Source organism: Paracoccus sp. PAR01, assembly GCF_014851995.1.
Classification (GTDB): Bacteria; Pseudomonadota; Alphaproteobacteria; order Rhodobacterales; family Rhodobacteraceae; genus Paracoccus; species Paracoccus litorisediminis.
The window spans coordinates 14,373-35,977 of record NZ_JACVAW010000015.1; the positions used below are offsets into that span (position 1 = coordinate 14,373).

A 21,605-nucleotide genomic window follows, 5' to 3' on the forward strand; every position below is an offset into this window, starting at 1 on the left:
GGAAGCAATGACGGGACTGCGCGAACGACAGAAGGCCGACCGAAACCGCCGCATCCTTGAGGCGGCCAGCACGCTTTTCGGGCAGATGGGATATGAGGCTGCGCGGATAGACACGATCGCCGAGGTCGCCGAGGTTTCTGTCGGAACCCTTTATAATTACTTTGAAAACAAGGCGGACCTTCTGCTGGCAATCGTCAGCATGGAGGTCGAGGAGGTGTTGGCGCAGGGCGAGGTGGTCGTGGCCCGTCCCCCCGAGACCGCCATTCAGGCGATGAGCGTGCTGATCCGCACCTATTACGACCATTCGCTGGTCTATCTGACCAAGGCGATGTGGCGCTCGGCCATGGCGATGACGATCCAGCAGCCCGAGGCACCCTTCTCGCGGCGCTACCGCGAGCTGGACGCAGCGCTGGCCGCGCAGGTCTGCCGGTTGATCGCCACCCTTCAGGCCCGGGGTGACGTCCGGCAGGGGATCGGCGCGACTGCCTTGGGCGAGATGGCCTTCAATGACCTCAACGCACTGTTCACCGAATTCATTCTGGACGAGGACCAGCCCCTTGCGCAGCTTCGCGCAAGACTGGACGCGCATCTGTCCGCCTTTACCACATTGATCGCGACATAGGGGGCATTCGCGATCCGCTGTTGAAACGCTGCCCAATTGATGCTGCACTGCGGAAATTGACGCATTGGCGACGGAGCGACAGATGACGGACGCTGCACTGCCCATCAATCTTGCGCTGCAAGGCGGCGGCTCTCATGGGGCCCTGGCCTGGGGGGTGCTGGATCGGTTGCTTCAGGAACCCCGACTGCGGATCGCGGAAATCAGCGGCACCAGCGCCGGCGCGATGAACGCGGTGGTGCTGGCGCATGGCATGGAAAAGGGCGGCCCCGAGGCCGCGCGCGAGGCCTTGGCCGGCTTCTGGAAGGCGGTCAGCGACGCGGCGCGCTACTCGCCCATGCAGCCGACGATCTGGGACCGGATGAAGGGGGATTTCTCGCTTGATCGTTCGCCGCCCTATCTGATGGCCGAGACGCTAAGCCGAATGTTCTCGCCCTATGAACTGAACCCCTTCGACGTGAACCCGCTGCGCGATCTGGTGCAAGAGTCGGTCGATTTCGACGCCATCAACCGCTCGACCAAGCTGCGCGTCCATCTGAATGCGACCAATGTTCGCACCGGCCACGCCCGGATCTTCTCAAACGGAGAGATCACCTGCGACACGGTGCTGGCCTCGGCCTGTCTGCCGCTGATGTATCGCGCGGTGGAAATCGAAGGCGAGGCTTATTGGGACGGTGGCTATTCCGCCAATCCGGCGCTGACGCCGCTGATCATCGACAGCGAGGTCGTCGATGTGCTGATCGTCCAACTGAACCCGATGCGGCGCGAGAAGCTGCCCCGGAACGCTCGCGAAATCATTAACCGCATCAATGAGATCAGCTTCAACACCAGTCTCATGAAGGAACTGCGTGCGCTCGACAGTCTCAGCCGGCTGGTCGACAAGGGTGTGGTCGAAATGAATGGTGGCATTCACCTGCGCTTGCACATGATCCATGGCGAGGAGGATCTTCAGGACCTGTCCTCATCTTCGAAGATGAATGCGGATTGGGCCTATCTGCAGCATCTGTTCAACTGCGGCACCGCATGGGCAGAGGACTGGTTGCAGAACCATCTGGACGATGTCGGCAAGCGCCCGTCCTTTTATGTCGAAGAGCATTTCGGACGCGAACGGCCTAAAGTGCCGCGATGAGGGGTGCCGGGGCATCTTGACCTTTGCCCCGCGATCCTGCCAATGCCGGGATTTCCAGCATCGCCGATAGCGCCTCGCATCGGGCGCAAGTTGCGGATATCGTGCGGGCAAAGCATTGTCTGAAAGGTCATCGCAGATGAACACCAAGCGCCTCTCGGTCCATATTTTCGGCCTCGCCTCGGCGGCCCTGCTGTCGGCGGGCGCGGCCTTGGCTGCCGATCCTGCGGCGGTGATCCGCGTCGGCTCGCTCTATGAGCCGCAGAACCTCGACAATACGGCGGGCGCGGGGCAGGGCATCAACGAAGCCTTCAACGACAACGTCTATGAGGCGCTGTTTCGCCTGAACGACGATGGCTCGGTCACGCCCGCCCTGGCGGAAAAGCACGAGGTCAGCGAAGACGGTCTGACCCATAGCTTCACCCTGAAGCCCGGCGTGACCTTTCATTCCGGTGAGCCGCTGACGGCTGCAGATGTGAAGTATTCGATCGAGCGTGTGACCGCCGAGACCTCGAAATCCTCGCGCAAGAAAAGCCTGTCGACGATCGAATCCATCGACACCCCGGACGACAAGACCGTGGTCATCAAGCTGAAATCTAAGTCGATCTCGTTGCCCTATAACCTCAGCTATGTCTGGGTGGTGAATGACGCCGCGGGCGACATCACCGCCAAGGAAGACGGCACCGGCCCCTACAAGCTGGCTGATTGGAAGCGCGGCTCGGCGCTGTCGCTCGAGGCCTTCGACGGCTACTGGGGCGACAAGCCCGCCAATTCCGGCGCGATCTTCAGCTATTTCACCGAGGCCGCCGCGCTGAACAACGCGCTGCTGACCGATGCGGTGGATGTCATCACTTCGGTGCAAAGCCCGGATGCTTTGGCCCAGTTCGAGGATGCCTCGGCCTTCAAGATTTCCGAAGGCAAGTCCACGACCAAACAGATCATGGCCTATAATGATCGCGTGGCCCCCTTCGACAACGTCAAGGTCCGCAAGGCGCTGGCCCGCGCCGTGGACAAGAAAAAGCTGCTGGAAGCGATCTGGGGCGACCGCGGCATGGTGCTGGGCAGTTTCGTGCCGCCGACCGATGCCTGGTACGAGGACCTGACCAGCGTCGATGCCTATGATCCGGAAAGCGCCAAGGCGCTGCTGGCCGAGGCGGGCTTCCCCGAGGGCTTCACCTTCACGCTGGAAACCCCGAACTACGACCCGCATCCGATCACGGCTGAATTCCTGAAGGCGGAACTGGCCAAGATCGGTGTCACGGTGAACATCCACGTCATCACCGCCAATGAATGGTACACCAAGGTCTATCAGGCCAAGGATTTCCAGGCGACGCTGCAGGAACACGTCAACCACCGCGACGTGGTCTTCTATGGCAATCCGGACTTCTACTGGGGCTATAACAACCCGAAAGTGACCGAACTGGTGGCTGCCGCCGAGGCCAGCGACACTGAGGCCCAACAGGCCGACAAGGTGCGCGAGGCCAACCGCATCATCACCGAGGACGCCGCCTCGAACTGGCTGTTCCTGTACCCGCAGATCGTCGTGTCGAACACGGCGACGACGGGCTATCCGCTGAACGGGCTGAACGCCCAGTTCTTCCTGCGCGGCATCGCCAAAGAGTAACGGATGGGCCGGTATCTTCTGCGCCGGACTTTCGTGCTGGCCCTGTCGCTGATCGCGGCGGGGCTGGTGCTTTTCGTGCTGCTGCGCCTGCTGCCGGGCGATCCGGCGGCGGCGCTTCTGTCGGTCGGCGCGGATGAGGCGCAGATCGCTGCCGCCCGCGCGCAGGTCGGTTCCGACCAACCGATCTGGGTGCAACTGGGCATGTTCCTGTCCGATCTGGCGCGCTTTGATCTGGGCAAGTCGTTTGTGTCGGGCGCGCCGGTCCTGCCCGAGATCGCGGCGCGGTTGTCTGTGACGCTGCCGCTGACGGTGGCGTCCTTCCTGCTGGCGGTAGCGATTGCGGTGCCGCTGGGGATTATCTCGGCGCTCAGGGCAGATCGCTGGTATGGGGCGCTGCTGTCCGCCGTCTCGCAACTTGGCATCGCGGTTCCGGTCTTTTGGATCGGGGTGCTGCTGATCTGGCTGGTCGCGGTGAAATGGCGGATGCTGCCCGCCAGCGGTTTTCCGATGAAGGGCTGGCAGGATTTTCCCGGCGCTTTCCGCGCGCTGATCCTGCCTGTGCTGACGATTGCGCTGGTGATGTCGGCGTCCTTGATGCGTTATGTGCGCTCGGCCACTTTGGACGTGCTGGGCGCGGATTATCTGAGGAATGCCCGTGCCTTGGGGGCAAGCTTCCCGCGCGCGCTGATCCGCCACGGCATCAGGAATGGCGCGGTTCCGGTGATTTCCATTCTGGGGATCGAGCTGGCCTCGACCCTGCTGGGTGCTGTCGTGGTCGAGCGGGTCTTTGCCCTGCCGGGGCTGGGCTCGATGCTGCTTTTGGGCATCCAGCAAAGGGATTATCCGACGGTGCAGGGGGTGCTGCTGGTCTCGACCCTGCTGGTGCTGCTGATCGGTTTCGTGGCCGATGTGGTCCAACGCCTGATCGACCCGCGCCTGCGTGAAACGGTGGCCGGACGATGAGGCGGACAAGTCTGTGGATCGGCGCGGTCCTCGTCGGGATCAATGTCGCGGTGGCCCTGCTGACGCTGGTTTGGCTGCCCTATGACCCGACAGCGATGGCGGGCGGACGGCTGCAGCCGCCGTCTTGGGCTCATTGGGCGGGCACGGACCGGTTGGGGCGCGACTACTTCACCCAAGTGATGATCGGGGCGCGGATCGCGCTGACCGTGGGGATCGGCGCCGCCGCACTTGGCGGTCTGATCGGGACCACTTTGGGCGTGCTTTCGGCTTTCGCGCAGCGCGGGATCGACGATGCGCTGGCCGCGACGCTGGATATCCTGATCGCCTTCCCGACACTGCTGCTGGCCATGCTGGTCGTGGCGGCAAGCGACGGAGCGTCCTTGGGCACGGCCATCCTTGCCATCGGCATCGCCATGTCGGCGATCCTTGCACGGCTGGTACGCATCCTGACCAAGCGCGTGCTGGCTCAGGATTACATCACCGCCGCGCGCTGTTCTGGTCTGGGCTGGGGGCGGATCGTGCTGGTCCATGTCTTGCCGAATATCGCGCCGACCGTGCTGGTCGCGATTGCGCTGCAATTCGGGCTGGCGGTGATTGCCGAGGCCTCGCTGTCCTATCTGGGCCTTGGCGCGCCGCCGCCGAATGCCTCATGGGGGCAGTTGCTGCAAAGTGCGCAATCGACGGTCTATAACGCGCCGATCGGAGTGATCGCGCCGGGACTGGCGCTGATGGCGCTGGTTCTGGGGATCAACTTCCTTGCCGATGGCCTGCGTGATCTGCTGGACCCGGAAAGGGGGGCGGCATGAGCCTGCTTGAGGTTTCAAACCTGCGCGTCCACGGCCCCGCGCGCACGCTGGTTCATGGCATCAGCTTCTCGGTCGCGCCCGGCGAAAGGCTGGGTCTGGTCGGAGAAAGCGGCTCGGGCAAATCTCTGACCGCTATGTCGGTCGTGGGGCTGCTGGCGCATGGGCTGCGGGCCGAGGGCTCGGTTCTGCTGGGCGGCCATCAGGTCATCGGCCAGCCCGATCGCGCGCTGGTGCCGTTGCGCGGTTCTGTCGCTGCGGTGGTGTTCCAAGATCCGCGTTCCGCGCTTGACCCGCTGATGCGGCTGGGCGAGCAGCTGGCCCAGCCGATCCGCCGCCGCGCCCGGCGCGAGGGGCGCACCCTGTCCTCCGCTGAGCTGCGCGCCGAACAGCTGCGCTGGCTCGACCGCGTTTCCATCGCGGAACCCGAACGTATTTTGCACTCATGGCCGCATGAGGTCTCGGGCGGGCAGCGCCAGCGTATCGCCATCGCCATGGCGCTGGCCTGCGGGCCGCGCCTGTTGATCGCCGATGAGCCGACGACTGCGCTGGATGTCACCACGCAGGCCGAGGTGCTGGAACTTCTGGACGACCTTGCCCGCGACGAAGGGCTGGCGCTGTTGTTCATCAGCCATGACCTGCCCGTCGTCGCCCGCATCACCGAGCGGGTGATCGTCATGCAGCATGGTCGCGCGGTCGAGGAAGGCCCGGTGAACCAAGTCTTTTCCTATCCGCAAGACGGATATACGCGCGGTCTTGTCGCCGCTGCGCGACAGCTGGAACTGGCGGTCAGGGGGATGCGATGAGCCTGATTTCGCTCAATGATGTGCGTTTCGGCTATGGCGGCACGCCGATCCTGCATGGCGTCTCTCTGGCGCTGGAGCAGGGGCAGAACCTTGGCATTCTGGGCGAAAGCGGCTCGGGGAAATCCACCATCCTGCGGCTGATGCTGGGGCTGGCGCGGCCCGATGCCGGCGTGGTCGAGGCGGATGGCTCGGTGCTGGAGACCCGCTCGCGCAGCCGGATGCAGGCGCATCGGCGCCTCGTCCAGCCGGTCTTTCAAGACCCCTATACCTCGCTTGATCCAAGGATGAAGGTCGGCCGTATCCTGACCGAGCCGCATTCCGCGCTGAACCTGCCCGGAGATGCGAAAGCCGAGGCCGCCCGCGTCCTGCAAGCGGTGGGCCTGCCCGAGGACAGCGTGGACCGCTACCCCCGCGCCTTTTCCGGCGGCCAGCGCCAGCGCATCGCGATTGCCCGCGCCTTGATCGCGCGGCCCCGCGTGCTTCTGGCCGATGAGCCGGTTTCTGCGCTGGATCTGGCGACGCGGGTGCGTGTGATCGCGCTTTTGACCCAGTTGTCGCGCGACCTGACGCTGGTGCTTGTCTCGCATGACATTGCCATTGTCGCGGCCTTGTGCCCGCGCATGATCGTCTTGCAACAGGGCCGCATCGTCGAGGCGGGCGCGACCCAGGACATTTTGCGCGCCCCAAAACACCCCTATACCCAGCGGCTTCTGGCCAGCCTGCAACACATGCCCATGGAGTCCTCGTGACCTACGCCGAAGAATTCGAGATCTGGCGCGCCGCGCGCCTTGCCGCCCTGACTGCCGAGGATGGCTGGCTGAACCTGACCGACCGTGTCGAGATCGCTGCCGGTCGCATGACGGTCGGCGCGGCCGCTGACAACGACGTGGTCCTTTCCGCCGGGCCCGCGCATCTTGGCGTTCTGGAACTGGACGCGGACGGGGCCTCGCGCTTTGACGCAGGTGCTGGTGCCGTGGCGCTGCAGCCCGTGCCCGACAACCCGCCGCGCCTGAAGGTTGGCGATCTGCTGATCGAGGTCACGCAGGTCGAGGGCCAATATGCCCTGCGCGTTCGCGATGCAGCAAGCCCGGCGCTGCAGGATTTCGCGGGACTCGAGAGCTACCCGCTCGACCCCGATTGGCGCATCGAGGCCGATTGGATCAAGCTGGAAACTCCGAAATCCTTGGGCATCGATATGGTCACCGGGGTCGAGACCTCGGTCCAGCTGACCCATGTGGCGCGCTTCACCCATGAAGGCGCGCAGATCGAATTGCTGCCGACACATTGGAAATCCGGCAAGCCGATGTTCGTGATCCGCGACCGCACGGCGGGTCGCGAGACCTATGGCGCCTCGCGTTTCCTGATTGGCGAGATGGCGGGCGACAAGATCGTGCTGGACTTCAACAAGGCCTTCAATCCGCCCTGCGCCTTTACCGAATTCGCGGTCTGCCCGCTGCCTCCGCGTCAGAACATCATGGCCTTTGAAATCCGCGCGGGTGAGAAAAAGCCCATCGAGGGATGAACGAAAAGGGCGGGGCATCGAGCCCCGCCCTTTTCGGTCGGTGACGGGATCAGACGATCCCGCCGCCTCCACCCGCGACCCGCGGCCGTTGTTCGGCGACTTTGGCCCGGTAGCCCGAGGCGCGATAGGCCGCGACCGGGTCGATGGCCGCACCTGCCCGTGCCCGCGCCATGGCGAGGATCGGTTCGACATCGGTGCGGAATGCGGCGCGCAGGGTCGCGGCTGCCATCAGCGCGTCGTTTTCCTGTCGGTAGCCATCGAGCGCGGCGCGGTCGACCAGCGAGGCCTGCACATAGGCGCGCTGGATCTCGCAGGCCGAGACGATCAGGCTTTCGATCGGGTCGGTGACATTATGGCTTTGGTCGATCATGTGGGCGAGGTTCAGGCCGGGGGTGTTTTCCAGCTCGACCAGCTCGTTGAAGACGAGGAACAGGCGGAAAGGCTCGATCGTGCCGCTGTCCAGATCGTCATCGCCATATTTGCTGTCGTTGAAATGGAAGCCGCCCAGCTTGCCCGCGCGGATCAGGCGCGAGACGATCATCTCGATATTCACGTTTGGCGCGTGATGACCCAGATCGACCAGACATTGTGCCTTGGGACCAAGCTCTTGCGCGGTCATCAGGCTGGTGCCCCAGTCCTGCACCACGGTCGAATAGAAGGCGGGTTCATAGATCTTGTGTTCTGAGAAGATCCGCCAATCGTCCGGCAGCCCGGCATAGACCTGCTTCATCGCGTCCAGATAGCGGTCGAACTGGCGCGACAGCGAGGTCTGGCCGGGGAAGTTCGAGCCGTCGCCGATCCAGACCGTCAGCGCCTTGGAGCCAATCTGACGGCCGATCTCGATGCATTCCAGATTGTGTTCGACCGCCTGCTCGCGGGTGGCGGCATCGGTATGGGAAAGCGAGCCGAACTTGTAGCTGCGCTCCTGATCCGGCTGATCCTGAAAGGTGTTCGAGTTCATGGCGTCAAAGCCAAGTCCGCATTCCCCGGCCTTTTCCAGCAGTAGCGCGGGGTCCTGCTTGTCCCAGGGAATATGCAGGCTGACCGACGGCGTGGCATCGGTCAGACGATGAATGACCGCGCAATCGTCCAGCTTGTCCATGATGCCGCGTGGTTCGCCCAGACCCGGAAAACGGGCAAAGCGCGTGCCGCCGGTGCCGGTGCCCCAGCTGGGAACGGCAACGCCAAACGCTGTGGCGCGGGCGGTCAGATCCTCGATATCCACATCACGGCGCGCAAGGCGTGCGCCAAGTGCGTCGTAATCCTGTGCCAGATCGGCGGCACGGGCGGCGTTTTCAGCCTCGATCAGGTGTTTGTCGATCATCAGGCTCACCGCGGGAAGGATTGGACGTTGCCGGCATCGACGTTCAGGATGTTCCCGGTCGATTTGGCGGAAAGATCGCTGGCGAAGAAATAGGCGCCCTCGGCGATATCCTCGGGCAGGACCGAGCGTTTCAGCATCGAGCGCTGGCGATACATTTCCTCGAGGCCTTCCTTGTCGGTCTTGTAGGTCGCGGCGCGCTGGTCAAGCCATTCGCCTTCCCAGATCTTGGAGCCGCGCAGCACGGCGTCGGGGTTCACGACATTGACGCGGATCTGCGCTTCTGCCCCTTCCAGCGCAAGGCAGCGCGCCAGATGGATTTCGGCCGCCTTGGCCGTGCAATAGGCGCTGGCATTGGGGCTGGCGGCAAGGCCGTTTTTTGAGGCGACGAAGATGATGGAACCGCCGATATCCTGCTTGCGTAGCAGTCTGAATGCCTCGCGCGAGACAAGGAAATAGCCCGTGGACAGGATGTCCATGTTCTTGTTCCAAAGCGCCAGCGAGGTCTCTTCGACCGGGGCCGAGGACGCGATCCCGGCATTCGAGACCAGAATGTCGACGCCGCCGAATTCGACGGCCATTTCGGCATAGGCAGCGATTACCTGAGCCTCGTCGGTGACGTTCATTTGCACGCTGCGGACGACATCCTTGCCGTGGCGGGCGGACAGTGCCTGCTGCGCGGTGGCCAATGCGGTGGCGTCGATATCGGCCAGCATGACGCAGGCGCCTTCGCTCAGGAAGCGTTCGGCGGTGGCGGCACCGATCCCGCCCGCGCCGCCGGTGACCAGCGCGACCCGGCCCGCCAGCGATTTAGGTTTCGGCATCCGTTGCAGCTTGGCTTCCTCGAGCAGCCAATATTCGATGTCAAAGGCTTCCTGTTCGGGCAGGCCCTGATAGGTGCTGACGTCGCTGGCCCCGCGCATCACGTTGATCGCATTGACATAGAACTCGCCCGAGATCCGGGCCGTCGCCTTGTTAAGCGCAAAGGTGATCATGCCGACGCCCGGCACCAGGTAGACCACGGCATTCGGGTCGCGCAATGCGGGGCTGTCGGGATGCTTGCAGCGGTCGTAATAGGCCGCGTAATCGTCGCGGTAATCGGCGACGGCCTTTTCCAGCCCGGCGATGGTTGCGTCCAGATCGGGCGTGGCGGGGTCGAAATCCACGACCAGCGGGCGGATCTTGGTCCGCAGGAAATGGTCGGGGCAAGAGGTTCCCATAGGCGCCAGCGTATCCAGCGCGTTCGAGCCTACGAATTCCAGCACGGCGGGCTGATCGTCGAAATGGCCGACCTTGTGGCGGTCTTTGGAAATCAGGCCACGGATCACCGGCATCAGCTTTGCCGCAACCTCGCGCCGCGCCGAGGCGTCCAATGTCGGGACCTTGGCGCCGCCGAATGCGGGCTTGCCTGCGGTCCGCGCCTCAAGCCAAGCGGCAGCCTTGTTGATGATCTCGAGCGTGGTCAGGTAGCAATCCTTGGCGTCATCGGCCCAAGTGAACAGCCCGTGGCTTTCCAGCACGCAGCCGCGCGCCTGCGGGTTCTCGGTCGCGAATTTTTCCAGCCACAGGCCCAGTTCGTAGCCGGGTTTCTTCCAAGGCAGCCAGCCGATCTCGGCCCCGAAAATCTCGGCGGTCAGCTCGCGCGAATTGACCGAGGCCGCGATGGCGATGATCGCGTCAGAATGGACGTGATCGACATGCTTTTTTGGCACATAGGCATGTAGCGGCGTGTCGATGCTGGCGGCGCGCGGGTTCAGCGCGAAGGTGCAATGGGGCAGGTAGCCGACCATCTCATCCTCAAACGCCAGCCCGCGATACTTGCCTTTCAGGGCGCGCAGCTTGTCCATGTAAAGGGTCGAAAATCCGTCCATCTTCATCGAGCCGATATCGCCGCCCGAGCCCTTGACCCACAGCACCTCGACCGCATCGCCGCTGAGCGGGTCGGTTTCCATGACCTTGGCCGAGGTATTACCGCCGCCGTAATTCGTGACGCGCTTGTCCGAACCCAGCAGATTCGAGCGGTGAAGCAGCTTTTCCGATTCGCTCATTCCGTTGGCGCGGGCGTCATCCCACAGGTTCTCAAGCCGGTTGGCCGCAATTGTTCCAGTCATGGAAACCCTCCCTAGGCGGCCAAGACCTGCCGCGCTTCCCTGAGCGAATAAGACTCGGATTCGCGCAATCGTCAATCAGTATCGATCATAATCGATCATTGTGCAGGTGCAGCAATCATGATTGCGATCAAATATGATTGACAGTGAGCGGTAATGATGGAAACTGATCCGTGGAACTAGGGGCGCATCATGCTGGAAACCGAACGTCATCGTATCATCCTTTCGGCCGTGCAGGAGCGGCCGGTGGTGACGGTTGGCGATCTGTGCGCGCTGACCGGCGCGTCCGAGGCGACTGTGCGGCGCGATATCGGCCAGCTGCATCTGGCCAAGAAACTGCGCCGTGTCAGGGGCGGGGCCGAGGCGATCTCGCCGCCGCAATTCGTCGGCATCAATGCGCGGCCTTTCGCGGTGAACCAGACGCTGCATATCGCGGAAAAGCGCGCCATCGCGCAGGCGGCGGTGGATTTGTGCGAAGATGGCGACGCGATCATCGTCAATGGCGGCACGACCACCTTTCAGATGGTGCATCCGCTGACCACGAAGCGCCTGCAGGTCTTTACCAATAGCTTTCCGATTGCGGAACATCTGCTGAAGCATTCCAAGAACACGGTTCTGGTTCCGGCGGGTGCGATCTATCGCGAACAGAACATTATCCTGTCGCCCTTCGACACTGATGGCAGCAATCATTTCTATGCCCGGCGCATGTTCATGGGCTGCCGTGGTCTTGGACCCTTGGGCCTGATGGAGGGCGACCCCCTTCTGGTTCAGGCCGAGCAGAAGCTGATCGATCAGGCCGATGAGTTGGTGGTTCTGGCCGATAGCTCGAAATTCAACCAGCGCTCCAGCCTGCTTTTGTGCCCGCTGAACCGGATCCACACCGTCATCACCGACAGTGGGATCGAGGATCGCGCCGCGCAGATGCTGGAGGCTGCCGAAGTCCGTCTGATCGTGGCCGAGGCCGCGACGGACAGAAAAAAGCGCGCGCAGGAGGAGTGACGCGCAAAACCGCTCATAGGGGAGGAACGAATGAGCGTATTTGGCAAGGCAATGACCACGGTCGCGATGGCCATGGCTCTGATGACCACGGCGGCGCAGGCCGAGGAAATGCGCATCGCGCTGGTGGTAAAGGCGCTGGGGATCGGTTTCTTTGAGGCCGCGAACAAGGGCGCCGAGGAAGCCGCGAAAGAGCTTGGCGACGTCAAGATCATCTATACCGGCCCGACCGACACCACCGCTGAAGGCCAGATTGAGGTCATCAACAGCCTGATCGCGCAAAAGGTCGACGCCATCGCGGTTTCCGCCAATGACACCGATGCCCTTGTTCCGACGCTGAAAAAGGCGATGGATCGCGGGATTACCGTCATCAGCTGGGATTCGGGCGTCGCGCCGGAAGGTCGGCAGATGCACCTGAACCCGTCCTCCAGCTCGCTGATCGGCAATATGATCATCAAGCTGGCGGCTGACAATCTGCCCAAAGACGGGGCCAGCGAAGTCGCGGTTCTGTCGGCCACCACCACCTCGACCAACCAGAACACCTGGATCGAGGAGATGAACAAGGTCGCACCCAACTACCCGAATGTGAAGGTCGTGGGCACGGTCTATGGCGATGACCTTGCCGACAAGTCCTATCGCGAGGCGCAGGGCCTGATGCAGACCTATCCGAACCTCAAGGCGATCATCGCGCCGACCTCGGTAGGGATCGTGGCCGCAGCACAGGCGGTGACCGATGCGGGCAAGGTGGGGCAGGTGAATGTCACCGGTCTGGGCCTGCCCTCGGAAATGGCGGGGCATGTGAAATCGGGCGCGTCCAAATCCTTCGCGATCTGGAACCCGATCGATCTGGGCTATTCGGCGACCATGCTGGCCTATCATCTGGCCAAGAAGGATGCCGAGGCCAAGCCCGGCGCCTCGATCCCGATCGGTCGCATGGGCGAAGTGAAACTGGACGACAAGAACGAAGCCGCCATGGCCGATCCCTTCGTCTATGACGCGGGCAATATCGACCAGTTCAGCTCGATCTTCTGATCTGATTTGAACGGCACGGCCCGGCGTATCCTGCCGGGCCGACATCACAGGATCACTTTCATGCTGGCCAGAACAGGGGCCGCAGGCGGCACCGAACCGGTGCTGTCGCTGCGCGGCATCGTCAAGACATTTCCCGGCGTGCGTGCCCTTGGCGGCGTGCAGCTGGATCTTTTCCCCGGTCAGGTCACCGCCCTTGTTGGTGAGAATGGCGCGGGGAAATCCACCATCGTCAAGATCCTGACCGGGATCTATCAGCCCGATGAGGGGCAGATCCTTGTCGATGGCGCGCCGGTGCATTTCCCGACCGCGCAGGCGGCGGGTCATTCCGGCGTGACCGCGATCCATCAGGAAACGGTGCTGTTCGACGAATTGACCGTGGCCGAGAACATCTTCATCGGTCATGCGCCGCGTACCCGTTTCGGCCTGATCGACCGCAAGGCCATGCGCGACCGTGCGGGCGCGATCCTGCGCAGCATCGGGGCCGATCTGAACCCGATGGTGCGGCTGAAGGACCTTAGCATCGCCTCGCGCCATCTGGTCGCGATTGCGCGCGCGCTGTCGATCGATGCCCGCGTCGTCATCATGGATGAGCCGACCGCCGCGCTTTCACACAAGGAAATCGCCGAGCTTTACGAGCTGGTCGAGAAGCTCAAGGCGCAAGGCAAGGCGATCCTGTTCATCAGCCACAAATTCGACGAAATCTTCCGCATCGCAGACCGCTGGACCGTCTTCCGCGACGGGCAATTCGTCGGCGAAGGGCTGATGGCCGATGTGAAAGAAGCCGAACTGGTCCGCCTGATGGTCGGCCGCTCGGTCGATCAGATCTATCCCAAGCGCCCGGCGCAGATCGGAGCGCCTGCGCTGACCGTCGTCGGCTATTGCCACCCGACCGAGTTCGAGAACATCAACTTCATCCTGCATCAGGGTGAGATCCTTGGCTTTTACGGCCTTGTCGGCGCGGGCCGCAGCGAGGTCATGCAGTCCTTGTTCGGCATCACCCGCCCCTCGCGCGGGGCCTGCCGGATCGGGGACGACGTGCGGGTGATCCGCTCGACCGCGCAGGCGGTTCACGCAGGCATCGTCTATGTCCCCGAGGATCGCGGCAAGCAGGGTGCGGTCAAGGGCCTGCCGATCTTTCAGAACGTGACGCTGCCCTCGCTCGCGCGGACCAGCCGCGCGGGCTTCCTGCGGCTGGCAGAGGAATTTTCGCTGGCCCGCGACTACACCCAGCGGCTGGACCTGCGGGCGGCGAGCCTTGATCAGGATGTGGGCCTGCTGTCGGGGGGCAACCAGCAAAAGGTCGTCATCGCCAAATGGCTGGCGACCAAGCCTCGCGTAATCATCCTTGATGAGCCGACCAAGGGCATCGATATTGGTTCAAAAGCCGCCGTCCATGACTTCATGTCGGAACTCGCCGGGCAGGGTCTTGCGGTCATCATGGTCAGCAGCGAAATCCCCGAGGTTCTTGGGATGTCGGACCGCGTCATCGTCATGCGCGAAGGCCGCATCGCTGCCGAATATACGGGTGACGAGATGACCCCGGAAAACCTTGTCCGCGCCGCCGTCGGCATCAACGGAGGCACCGCATGAGCATCCTGAAATCCCGCGAGACCATTCTTGGCATCGCCATCCTGTTGCTGCTGGCGCTGATCGCCAGCCGCTTCCCGGGCTTTGTCACGCCCGGGAACCTTGCCCGCGTGCTGACCGATACCTCGCCGCTGATCCTGCTGGCGCTGGGACAGATGGCGGTGATCCTGACCAAATGCATCGACCTGTCGGTGGCGGCGAATTTGGCGCTTTGCGGCATGATTGCGGCGCTGATGAACGGGGCAGGGGTGCCTTTGCCACTGATCCTGCTTTCGGTGATTGCGCTTGGCGCGGCGCTTGGCGCGGTGAACGGTTTGATGGTCTGGAAACTGGGCATCCCGTCCATCGTCGTGACCCTTGGCACGATGACCATCTATCGCGGCACGATTTTCCTGCTGACGGGCGGTGCATGGATCAACGCCCATCAGATGAGCGAGGGCTTCAAGGCCTTCCCCCGCACCATCCTCGCCGGTCTGCCGGTGATGACATGGATCGCGCTGGCGGTGGTCGCGGGCGTTGCGGTGCTGATGAACCGCACGGCGCTTGGCCGCGCCTTTCATGCCGTCGGAGGCAACCCTCATGCGGCGGTCTATACCGGCATCTCGGTCGGTCGGACGCAGTTCGCGGCCTTCGTGCTAGCCGGCGCGCTGGCCGGGTTGACCGGCTATCTTTGGGTGGCACGCTATGCAGTCGCCTATGTCGATATCGCGGGCGGGTTTGAGCTGGATGTGGTCGCGGCCTGTGTCATCGGCGGTATCGCCATTGCCGGCGGTTCGGGCACGGTGGCGGGCTGCGTCATGGGGGCGCTGTTTCTGGGCATCATCAAGAACGCCCTGCCAGTCGTCGGCATCTCGCCCTTCTGGCAGATGGCGATTTCAGGCGCGGCGATCCTTGTCGCCATCGCCTTCAACGCCACCAGCCAGCGCGAAAGCGGCCGCATCATCCTGAAACAGGCGGAGCATCGGACATGACCACGGCAACCGGACGCCAGATACCCGACCGCCTGACCTCGCCGCTATCGCGCGCGCTGAAAAGCTGGGAGGCCCTGCTTCTGGTCGTAGCCGTCGCGATTTTCATCGCGAATTCATTGGCATCTCCATATTTCCTCGACCCGTGGAACCTCAGCGACGCGAGCTTCAACTTCACCGAAAAGGCAATGATCGCCTTTGCCATGGCCATGCTGATTATCGCCGGAGAGATCGACTTGTCAGTGGGTTCGATCATTGCTCTGGCCTCGACCGTAATGGGGGCTGCGGCGGCCGCCGGGATGGGTACGCCCGCGCTGGTCGTGCTGGGGCTGGGTACCGGGCTGGTCTGCGGTGCGTTCAACGGGCTTTTGGTCGCGCGTTTTGGCCTGCCCTCGATCGTCGTCACCATCGGCACGATGAGCCTGTTTCGCGGCATCAGCTACATCGCGCTGGGGGATGGGGCTTATACCACTTACCCGGATAGCTTTGCATGGTTCGGGCAGGGCTATGTCTGGTGGGTCATTACCGTCGAGCTGGTGATCTTTGCGCTGGCAGCACTTGCCTTCGGCATCCTGCTGCACCGCACCAATTTCGGCCGCATGGTCTACGCCATCGGCAACAACGCCACCGCTGCGCGCTTTTCCGGCATCCGGGTCGAAAAGATCCGCTTCATCCTGTTCCTGCTGACCGGACTGATGAGCGGGATCGCCTCGATCTGCCTGACCTCTCGGCTGGGCTCGACCCGGCCCAGTATCGCCTCGGGGTTCGAGCTTGAGGTCGTGACCATCGTCGTACTTGGCGGGGTCAGCATCCTTGGCGGCTCGGGGTCGATCGCCGGTGTCGTGCTGGCGGCGCTGGTCATGGGGCTGGTGACATTTGGATTGGGGCTGTTGAACGTGCCGGGGATCGTCATGTCGATCATCATGGGTCTGCTTCTGATCTCGGTGATCGCGCTGCCCCGGCTTTGGACGATGCTGAGGAAATGATGCAGAAATACGCCTTTCGAATGATCCTGAACCCCGGCATGCAAGACGAATACCGCCGCCGCCATGACGCGATTTGGCCCGAGCTGGTCGCGTTGCTGAAGGATGCTGGGGTGCAGGACTATTCGATCCATCTTGACCCGGAAACCAACGCGCTGTTTGGCGTCCTGTGGCGGAAGGACGATCACGGGATGGACGATTTGCCCGCCCATCCGGTCATGCAGCGCTGGTGGGCACATATGGCCGACCTGATGGCGACCCGTCCCGACAATGAGCCCATTGCCATTTCCCTGATCCCGATGTTCCACCTGCCATGACCCGCATCGCCGTCATCGATATCGGCAAGACCAATGCCAAACTGGCCCTGGTCGAGGGCGAGACCCTGACGGAGATCGCTGTCGTCACACGCCCGAACCGGCCCTTTCCCGGCCCGCCATGGCCGCATACCGATCTTGAGGGGCATTGGCAGTTCTTCCTGCACCATTTGTCCACCTTCCACGCGCAGCATGGGGTCGATGCGATCTCGATCACGACGCATGGTGCGGCGGCGGTGCTGCTGGATGGGGCAGGTGAGTTGGCCGCGCCGATGCTCGATTACGAGCATGACGGCCCGGACGCGGTCGCTGCCGCATATGACGCGATCCGCCCGGATTTCGCGCAAACCGGATCGCCCCGGCTGCCGCATGGGTTGAACCTTGGCGCGCAATTGCATTGGCAGCTGGGCCACGATCCCGAGCTGTCGGGGCGGTTGGCGCATGTCCTGACCTATCCGCAATATTGGGGCTGGCGGCTGACCGGCGAATTGGCCAGCGACGTGACCTCGCTTGGTTGTCACACCGATCTGTGGAACCCGTGGGAGGGGCGTTTTTCCGACCTCGTTCCGCGGCTGGGACTGGAGGGGCGGATTGCCCCGCCGCGTTGCCCGTCCGAGGTTCTGGGTCATCTGCGTCCCGAGCTTGCAGCAGCAACCGGCCTGCGGCCGGGCACACCGGTTGCGGTTGGCATTCATGACAGCAACGCCTCGCTTTATCCCTATCTGTTGGGTCGGAAGGGGCCGTTTTCGGTGGTCTCGACCGGCACATGGGTCGTCGTGATGTCCATGGGGACGTCGCCCGTTGCGTTGGACCCGACGCGGGACGTTCTGGTCAATGTCAACGCGCTCGGGCAACCGGTGCCCTCGGCCCGCTTTATGGGAGGGCGGGAATATGAGGTGCTGCGCGGGGGATCCGAGGCACGCCCGACGGATGCCGACCGGGCGGAAGTGCTGCGGCGAGGGCTCATGATCCTGCCTGCGGTCGTGAGCGATTCCGGCCCTTACCAGGGCCGCAAGATGCGCTGGACTTCGGAACCGCAGACCGAGGGTCAACGCATGCTGGCGTTATCGTGGTATCTGGCGCTGATGACTGACACCTGCCTGACCCTGACCGGATCGCGGGGACCCGTGCTGATCGAGGGACCCTTTGCCCGGAACCCGGATTTCTGCGAGATGCTCGCGACGCTGAGGTCGGATGGGGTCCAGATCGCCGGATCTGCAACAGGAACCTCCGCCGGCGCGGCATTGCTGTGCCTGCCCAAGGCAAATGCAGTGCCAACAACCCGCGTTCCCAGCGATGTCGGGATAGGCGGCTATGCACAGGCATGGCAGGCAGAGCTAGGTTGACCCACCGCGTTGCGTGCTTGTGGCGCCAGATTTGGCGTGAGCTTGACGTTATGAAGTCAGGGTTGCGTGTGTGGCTCTGTCATCGGTTGTTGGAGGAAAACACCAGCGGGGCGGCAGATGACCGAAATCTAGCACTGATCAGTGTCTTTCTGTTTTACTTAGGAGCCAACACTTTGGCTGACGTACGGAAGCCGAGGCATTTGCGCGGCGTGGTGTTCAACCCGGCGTAGAGAAATCGGAGATTCTCCTGGGACAGGCTGTTGGGATCGGTGTCGCGACAGAGCCAGCGCCGCAGCCGTTTTTTGGCGTTTGCGACGGCACCTTTCTGCCAAGGCGACCGGGCCTCGCAGAACCATGTTTGCGCGCCGATTTCAGCCTGTAAATGTGGCCAGTCGACGAATTCGGAGCCGCGATCGAAAGTCACCGAGCGGCAGGCATGGCGGGGCAGGGGCATCAACGCTTGCGCGATCTGGGACATGATCGGCTTGGCCCGCTTTTCTTCGTTCTTCAGTACAAGAAGGAACCGGCTGGTGCGCTCGATCATCGTGGCGACATTGGCCGGGCCGTATTTCTGCCTGAATAAGACCAAATCTTCCTCCCAATGTCCGAACTCCTTGCGATGCGCGATGACATCGGGACTGAACAAGATGCTGAGTTCCGGGGCGAATTTCGGCGGCAGCCGTTTGCGCAACCGATAGCCACGGCGGCGCCTGCGGCCCGAGGGAAGGTGAGGCCAAAGTTCAGCGCGGCGGCCTTCCTCGGAATAGATGTGGCGGTAGATGGTCTCGTGGCAGACCGAGGCGGGCGCGCGTTCATAGCGCATCCGCCCGGCGATCTGCTCGGGCGTCCAGCCGGCGCGCAAGCAGCGCTCGACCTGGTCGCGCAAGCGCGGATCGCAGACGAGCTTGCGTCGCCGCGTCCGGCGGGCATCGCAGCGGCTCTGGGCCACGACACACCAATAGCCGCTGAGCTTCGGGATCTCGCTGTCGTGGAAATGATTGCGCTTGAGTTCGCGGAAGATCGTCGAGCGATGCCGGCCAAGTCGGCGGGCCATCTCATCAGGGCTCAGCTTGGCATGCCGCCAGCGCTCGATCTTGCCCCGATCAGAGAGCGAAAGGTGAGAAAACCGAACCTTCATTCTGCGATCCTTTCATGGCTCAACCCATTGTCGAGCATAAAAAGTCGCATTCAGAAATAGCACGTCCCCACGGTTCGCAATTTTGCAGAATAATCTCAATTATGTAATTCAAATGCCGTATTCACTTGTGACCGACATGTCACACCGTATTCGCTCCTGCGTGGCCTTACTGCGCTGGGGAAAAATCGGCTGCTACCATTCCCATGATGACTTCCTGATTCGAATGGCGATCAAGCCGCCGGAATGTGGGCGTTCAAGCTCCCGCTCGGCCCTCACGAAGGGGAATATACATGAAAGCACTACAAGTCGGGCTGATCGCGGCGGTGTCATTGAGCAGCGTGCCGGCCCTCGCGCAAGATCAGGATCTGGCCAAGCAGCTTTCCAACCCGGTCGCATCGCTGATCAGTCTGCCGTTTCAGTTCAACCATGATTCCGGCTATGGCTCTGCGGACGGGGAAAAGAACGTTCTGAACGTCCAGCCGGTCATTCCGATTGATCTCAATGAAAATTGGAACGTCATCGCGCGGGTGATCGTCCCGATCATCGACCAAAAAGACATTGCCGGAGAGTCGGGCAGTCAATCGGGTCTGGGCGATATCCTTGCCAGCTTCTTCTTCTCACCCAAGGAGCCCACCGCGAATGGGCTGATCTGGGGGGCGGGTCCGGCCTTCTACTTGCCGACTGCCAGCGACGAATTGCTGGGGGCCGAGAAATGGGCCATCGGTCCGACAGCGGTCGTGCTGAAGCAAAGCGGCAACTGGACCTTTGGCGGACTGGCGAACCACCTGTGGTCGGTTGCCGGAGAGGATGACCGCAACGACATCTCGTCGACCTTCCTGCAACCTTTCATGGCCTATACCACGCCCACTGCCTGGACATTCTCGCTGAACACCGAGTCGACCTATGACTGGAAGGCTGAGGAATGGAGCGTTCCGATCAACATGCAGATCGCCAAACTGATGCAATTCGGCGCACAGCCGGTCAGCTTGCAGGTGGGCGCCCGATACTGGGCGGACACGCCCGAGAATGGACCGAAGGACGACTGGGGTGCGCGCGCCGCGGTGACCTGGCTGTTCCCGAAAGGTTGAACTGCGCTGGTCCGCATAAGGTTGCGGCGCAGTGAGACAGCTTGATAACCCTCATGCTCGAAAACCGGGCATGAGGGGCAGGGATTGTTTAAATTAATTGCATTACGCTCGAATATTATTGATCGACGCTTGGCGTATATGGACGGGTTGCGAACTCGTCTGAGCTGGATCGTCGGGACTAAGCTGGGCGATTTGCACAAGGCTGCGTCCGGTTCTCATATCCACGCGCGGGGCTTGTAAATGACAGCCAATGTGGATCCGTCGCGTTCCGACAAACTGCGCGAACTCTTCCCCGGCCTTGCGGTTTCGGTTCTGGTGGCGGCGACGGCGCAGTTTCTGTCCGAACATTACGGCGCGCCTGCCATGCTGATGGCCTTGTTGCTGGGGCTGGCGCTGAACTTTCTGGCCGATGAGGGCTCGCGCACCGCGCCCGGCATCGGCTTCACCGCCCGCACCGTGCTGCGGCTGGGGGTGGCGCTGCTGGGCGCGCGGATCTCGGTCGAGATGCTGGCGGGTCTGGGTGGGGCCGCAATCGCGCTGGTGGTGGCGGGGGTGGTGCTGACCATCCTGTTCGCGCTGGCCGTTACCCGGCTGATCGGCCGCGACTGGCGCTTTGCCCTGCTGACCGGCGGTGCCGTGGCGATTTGCGGTGCATCCGCCGCCATGGCGATTGCCGCGGTCTTGCCCCGGCACGAGAAATCCGAGCGCGATCTGGTCTTTACCGTGCTGGCGGTGACGGTGCTGTCGACCGTGGCCATGGTGATCTATCCGATGCTGGCGCAGGTCTTTGGACTGGATGCCCGCGATGCCGGGGTCTTCCTGGGCGGCACCATCCATGACGTGGCCCAAGTGGTCGGCGCGGGCTTTTCGATCAGCCCCGAGGCCGGCGAGACCGCGACCCTAGTCAAGCTGATCCGGGTGTCGATGCTGGCCCCGGTGGTGCTGATGTTTTCACTGGCGATCCGGGCGCGTGGACTGGCCGATCAGGTCGAGGGCCAGCGCCCGCCCTTGCTGCCGGGTTTTGTGCTGGGTTTTCTGGTGCTTGCCGCCGTCAATTCGGCCGGGCTGATCCCGGTCTGGCTGGCCGATGCCGCGGGCGCGCTGTCCCGCTGGGCGCTGCTGGTCGCCATTGCCGCGGTCGGGATCAAGACGGAACTGGGCAGGATGCTGGATGTGGGCGCAGGCGCGATGGTGCTGCTGTTGGCCCAGACCGTCTTTCTGGGAGCTTTTGTCGTGACCGGACTGCATTGGCTGCAATAGC

20 protein-coding genes are annotated in these 21,605 nt (G+C 62.9%); 17 read left to right on the forward strand and 3 right to left on the reverse strand.

Annotated elements, in window-relative coordinates:
* The first annotated feature begins 7 nt into the window (after nucleotides 1-7).
* From IB235_RS18315 to IB235_RS18350, 8 genes are all read left to right on the forward strand, one after another.
* Nucleotides 8-622 carry a TetR/AcrR family transcriptional regulator gene (locus IB235_RS18315; protein WP_192337923.1) on the forward strand — a complete coding sequence of 205 codons (615 nt, stop codon included), beginning with the start codon at nucleotides 8-10 and terminating at the stop codon, nucleotides 620-622.
* Nucleotides 623-704: 82 nt separating this feature from the next.
* Nucleotides 705-1,748 carry a patatin-like phospholipase family protein gene (locus IB235_RS18320; protein WP_192337924.1) on the forward strand — a complete coding sequence of 348 codons (1,044 nt, stop codon included), beginning with the start codon at nucleotides 705-707 and terminating at the stop codon, nucleotides 1,746-1,748.
* Nucleotides 1,749-1,884: 136 nt separating this feature from the next.
* Nucleotides 1,885-3,369, forward strand: coding sequence for an ABC transporter substrate-binding protein (locus IB235_RS18325; RefSeq protein ID WP_192337925.1), 1,485 nt, complete (start codon nucleotides 1,885-1,887; stop codon nucleotides 3,367-3,369).
* A 3-nt stretch (nucleotides 3,370-3,372) separates the two neighbouring features.
* Entirely contained in the window at nucleotides 3,373-4,332 is a 960-nt protein-coding gene (locus IB235_RS18330) for an ABC transporter permease (protein WP_192337926.1), read from the forward strand.
* The gene (locus IB235_RS18335; RefSeq protein ID WP_192337927.1) at nucleotides 4,329-5,138 is read left to right on the forward strand and encodes an ABC transporter permease; all 810 of its coding nucleotides are present in this window, start codon (nucleotides 4,329-4,331) and stop codon (nucleotides 5,136-5,138) included. Before IB235_RS18330 ends, IB235_RS18335 begins: the two co-directional genes overlap by 4 nt.
* Nucleotides 5,135-5,941, forward strand: a complete 807-nt coding sequence (locus IB235_RS18340; protein WP_192337928.1) for an ABC transporter ATP-binding protein — start codon at nucleotides 5,135-5,137, stop codon at nucleotides 5,939-5,941. The genes IB235_RS18335 and IB235_RS18340 overlap by 4 nt, the downstream gene beginning before the upstream one ends.
* Nucleotides 5,938-6,690: an ABC transporter ATP-binding protein gene (locus tag IB235_RS18345; RefSeq protein ID WP_192337929.1), complete on the forward strand. Its 753-nt coding sequence runs from the start codon at nucleotides 5,938-5,940 to the stop codon at nucleotides 6,688-6,690. The genes IB235_RS18340 and IB235_RS18345 overlap by 4 nt, the downstream gene beginning before the upstream one ends.
* A complete protein-coding gene (locus IB235_RS18350; RefSeq protein ID WP_370576937.1) occupies nucleotides 6,687-7,463 on the forward strand; it encodes a DUF1684 domain-containing protein in 777 nt (258 codons plus the stop codon). Before IB235_RS18345 ends, IB235_RS18350 begins: the two co-directional genes overlap by 4 nt.
* A gap of 49 nt (nucleotides 7,464-7,512) precedes the next feature.
* Here IB235_RS18350 and rhaI read toward each other — a convergent pair whose 3' ends face one another.
* Together rhaI and IB235_RS18360 are read right to left on the reverse strand one after the other, a co-directional pair.
* Nucleotides 7,513-8,787: an L-rhamnose catabolism isomerase gene (gene rhaI, locus IB235_RS18355; protein WP_225612465.1), complete on the reverse strand. Its 1,275-nt coding sequence runs from the start codon at nucleotides 8,785-8,787 to the stop codon at nucleotides 7,513-7,515.
* A 5-nt stretch (nucleotides 8,788-8,792) separates the two neighbouring features.
* A complete protein-coding gene (locus IB235_RS18360; RefSeq protein WP_192337931.1) occupies nucleotides 8,793-10,895 on the reverse strand; it encodes a bifunctional rhamnulose-1-phosphate aldolase/short-chain dehydrogenase in 2,103 nt (700 codons plus the stop codon).
* A gap of 189 nt (nucleotides 10,896-11,084) precedes the next feature.
* Here IB235_RS18360 and IB235_RS18365 point away from each other — a divergent pair, with 189 nt between their 5' ends.
* From IB235_RS18365 to IB235_RS18395, 7 genes are read left to right on the forward strand one after another with little or no spacing between them, the layout of a single operon-like run.
* The gene (locus IB235_RS18365) at nucleotides 11,085-11,891 is read left to right on the forward strand and encodes a DeoR/GlpR family DNA-binding transcription regulator (protein ID WP_155040069.1); all 807 of its coding nucleotides are present in this window, start codon (nucleotides 11,085-11,087) and stop codon (nucleotides 11,889-11,891) included.
* 30 nt (nucleotides 11,892-11,921) lie between these two features.
* Complete coding sequence (rhaS, locus tag IB235_RS18370; protein WP_192337932.1) at nucleotides 11,922-12,920, forward strand: rhamnose ABC transporter substrate-binding protein; 999 nt, start codon at nucleotides 11,922-11,924, stop codon at nucleotides 12,918-12,920.
* A 60-nt stretch (nucleotides 12,921-12,980) separates the two neighbouring features.
* Entirely contained in the window at nucleotides 12,981-14,510 is a 1,530-nt protein-coding gene (locus IB235_RS18375; RefSeq protein ID WP_192337933.1) for a sugar ABC transporter ATP-binding protein, read from the forward strand.
* Nucleotides 14,507-15,478 (forward strand): ABC transporter permease, encoded by a 972-nt coding sequence (locus IB235_RS18380; RefSeq protein ID WP_192337934.1) that lies wholly within the window; start codon nucleotides 14,507-14,509, stop codon nucleotides 15,476-15,478. Before IB235_RS18375 ends, IB235_RS18380 begins: the two co-directional genes overlap by 4 nt.
* On the forward strand, nucleotides 15,475-16,461 hold the full coding sequence (locus IB235_RS18385; protein ID WP_155040065.1) for an ABC transporter permease: 987 nt from the start codon (nucleotides 15,475-15,477) through the stop codon (nucleotides 16,459-16,461). The genes IB235_RS18380 and IB235_RS18385 overlap by 4 nt, the downstream gene beginning before the upstream one ends.
* Nucleotides 16,461-16,775 (forward strand): L-rhamnose mutarotase, encoded by a 315-nt coding sequence (gene rhaM / locus IB235_RS18390; RefSeq protein ID WP_225612466.1) that lies wholly within the window; start codon nucleotides 16,461-16,463, stop codon nucleotides 16,773-16,775. Before IB235_RS18385 ends, rhaM begins: the two co-directional genes overlap by 1 nt.
* The gene (locus IB235_RS18395) at nucleotides 16,772-18,118 is read left to right on the forward strand and encodes an FGGY-family carbohydrate kinase (protein ID WP_192337936.1); all 1,347 of its coding nucleotides are present in this window, start codon (nucleotides 16,772-16,774) and stop codon (nucleotides 18,116-18,118) included. Before rhaM ends, IB235_RS18395 begins: the two co-directional genes overlap by 4 nt.
* A gap of 154 nt (nucleotides 18,119-18,272) precedes the next feature.
* On the opposite strand, the gene IB235_RS18400 is transcribed toward IB235_RS18395, so the two are convergent.
* Complete coding sequence (locus IB235_RS18400) at nucleotides 18,273-19,256, reverse strand: IS30 family transposase (RefSeq protein ID WP_192337937.1); 984 nt, start codon at nucleotides 19,254-19,256, stop codon at nucleotides 18,273-18,275.
* Nucleotides 19,257-19,546: 290 nt separating this feature from the next.
* Here IB235_RS18400 and IB235_RS18405 point away from each other — a divergent pair, with 290 nt between their 5' ends.
* A complete protein-coding gene (locus IB235_RS18405) occupies nucleotides 19,547-20,344 on the forward strand; it encodes a transporter (protein ID WP_192337938.1) in 798 nt (265 codons plus the stop codon).
* A 240-nt stretch (nucleotides 20,345-20,584) separates the two neighbouring features.
* Complete coding sequence (locus tag IB235_RS18410) at nucleotides 20,585-21,604, forward strand: YeiH family protein (protein ID WP_192337939.1); 1,020 nt, start codon at nucleotides 20,585-20,587, stop codon at nucleotides 21,602-21,604.
* Nucleotide 21,605 lies beyond the last annotated feature (1 nt).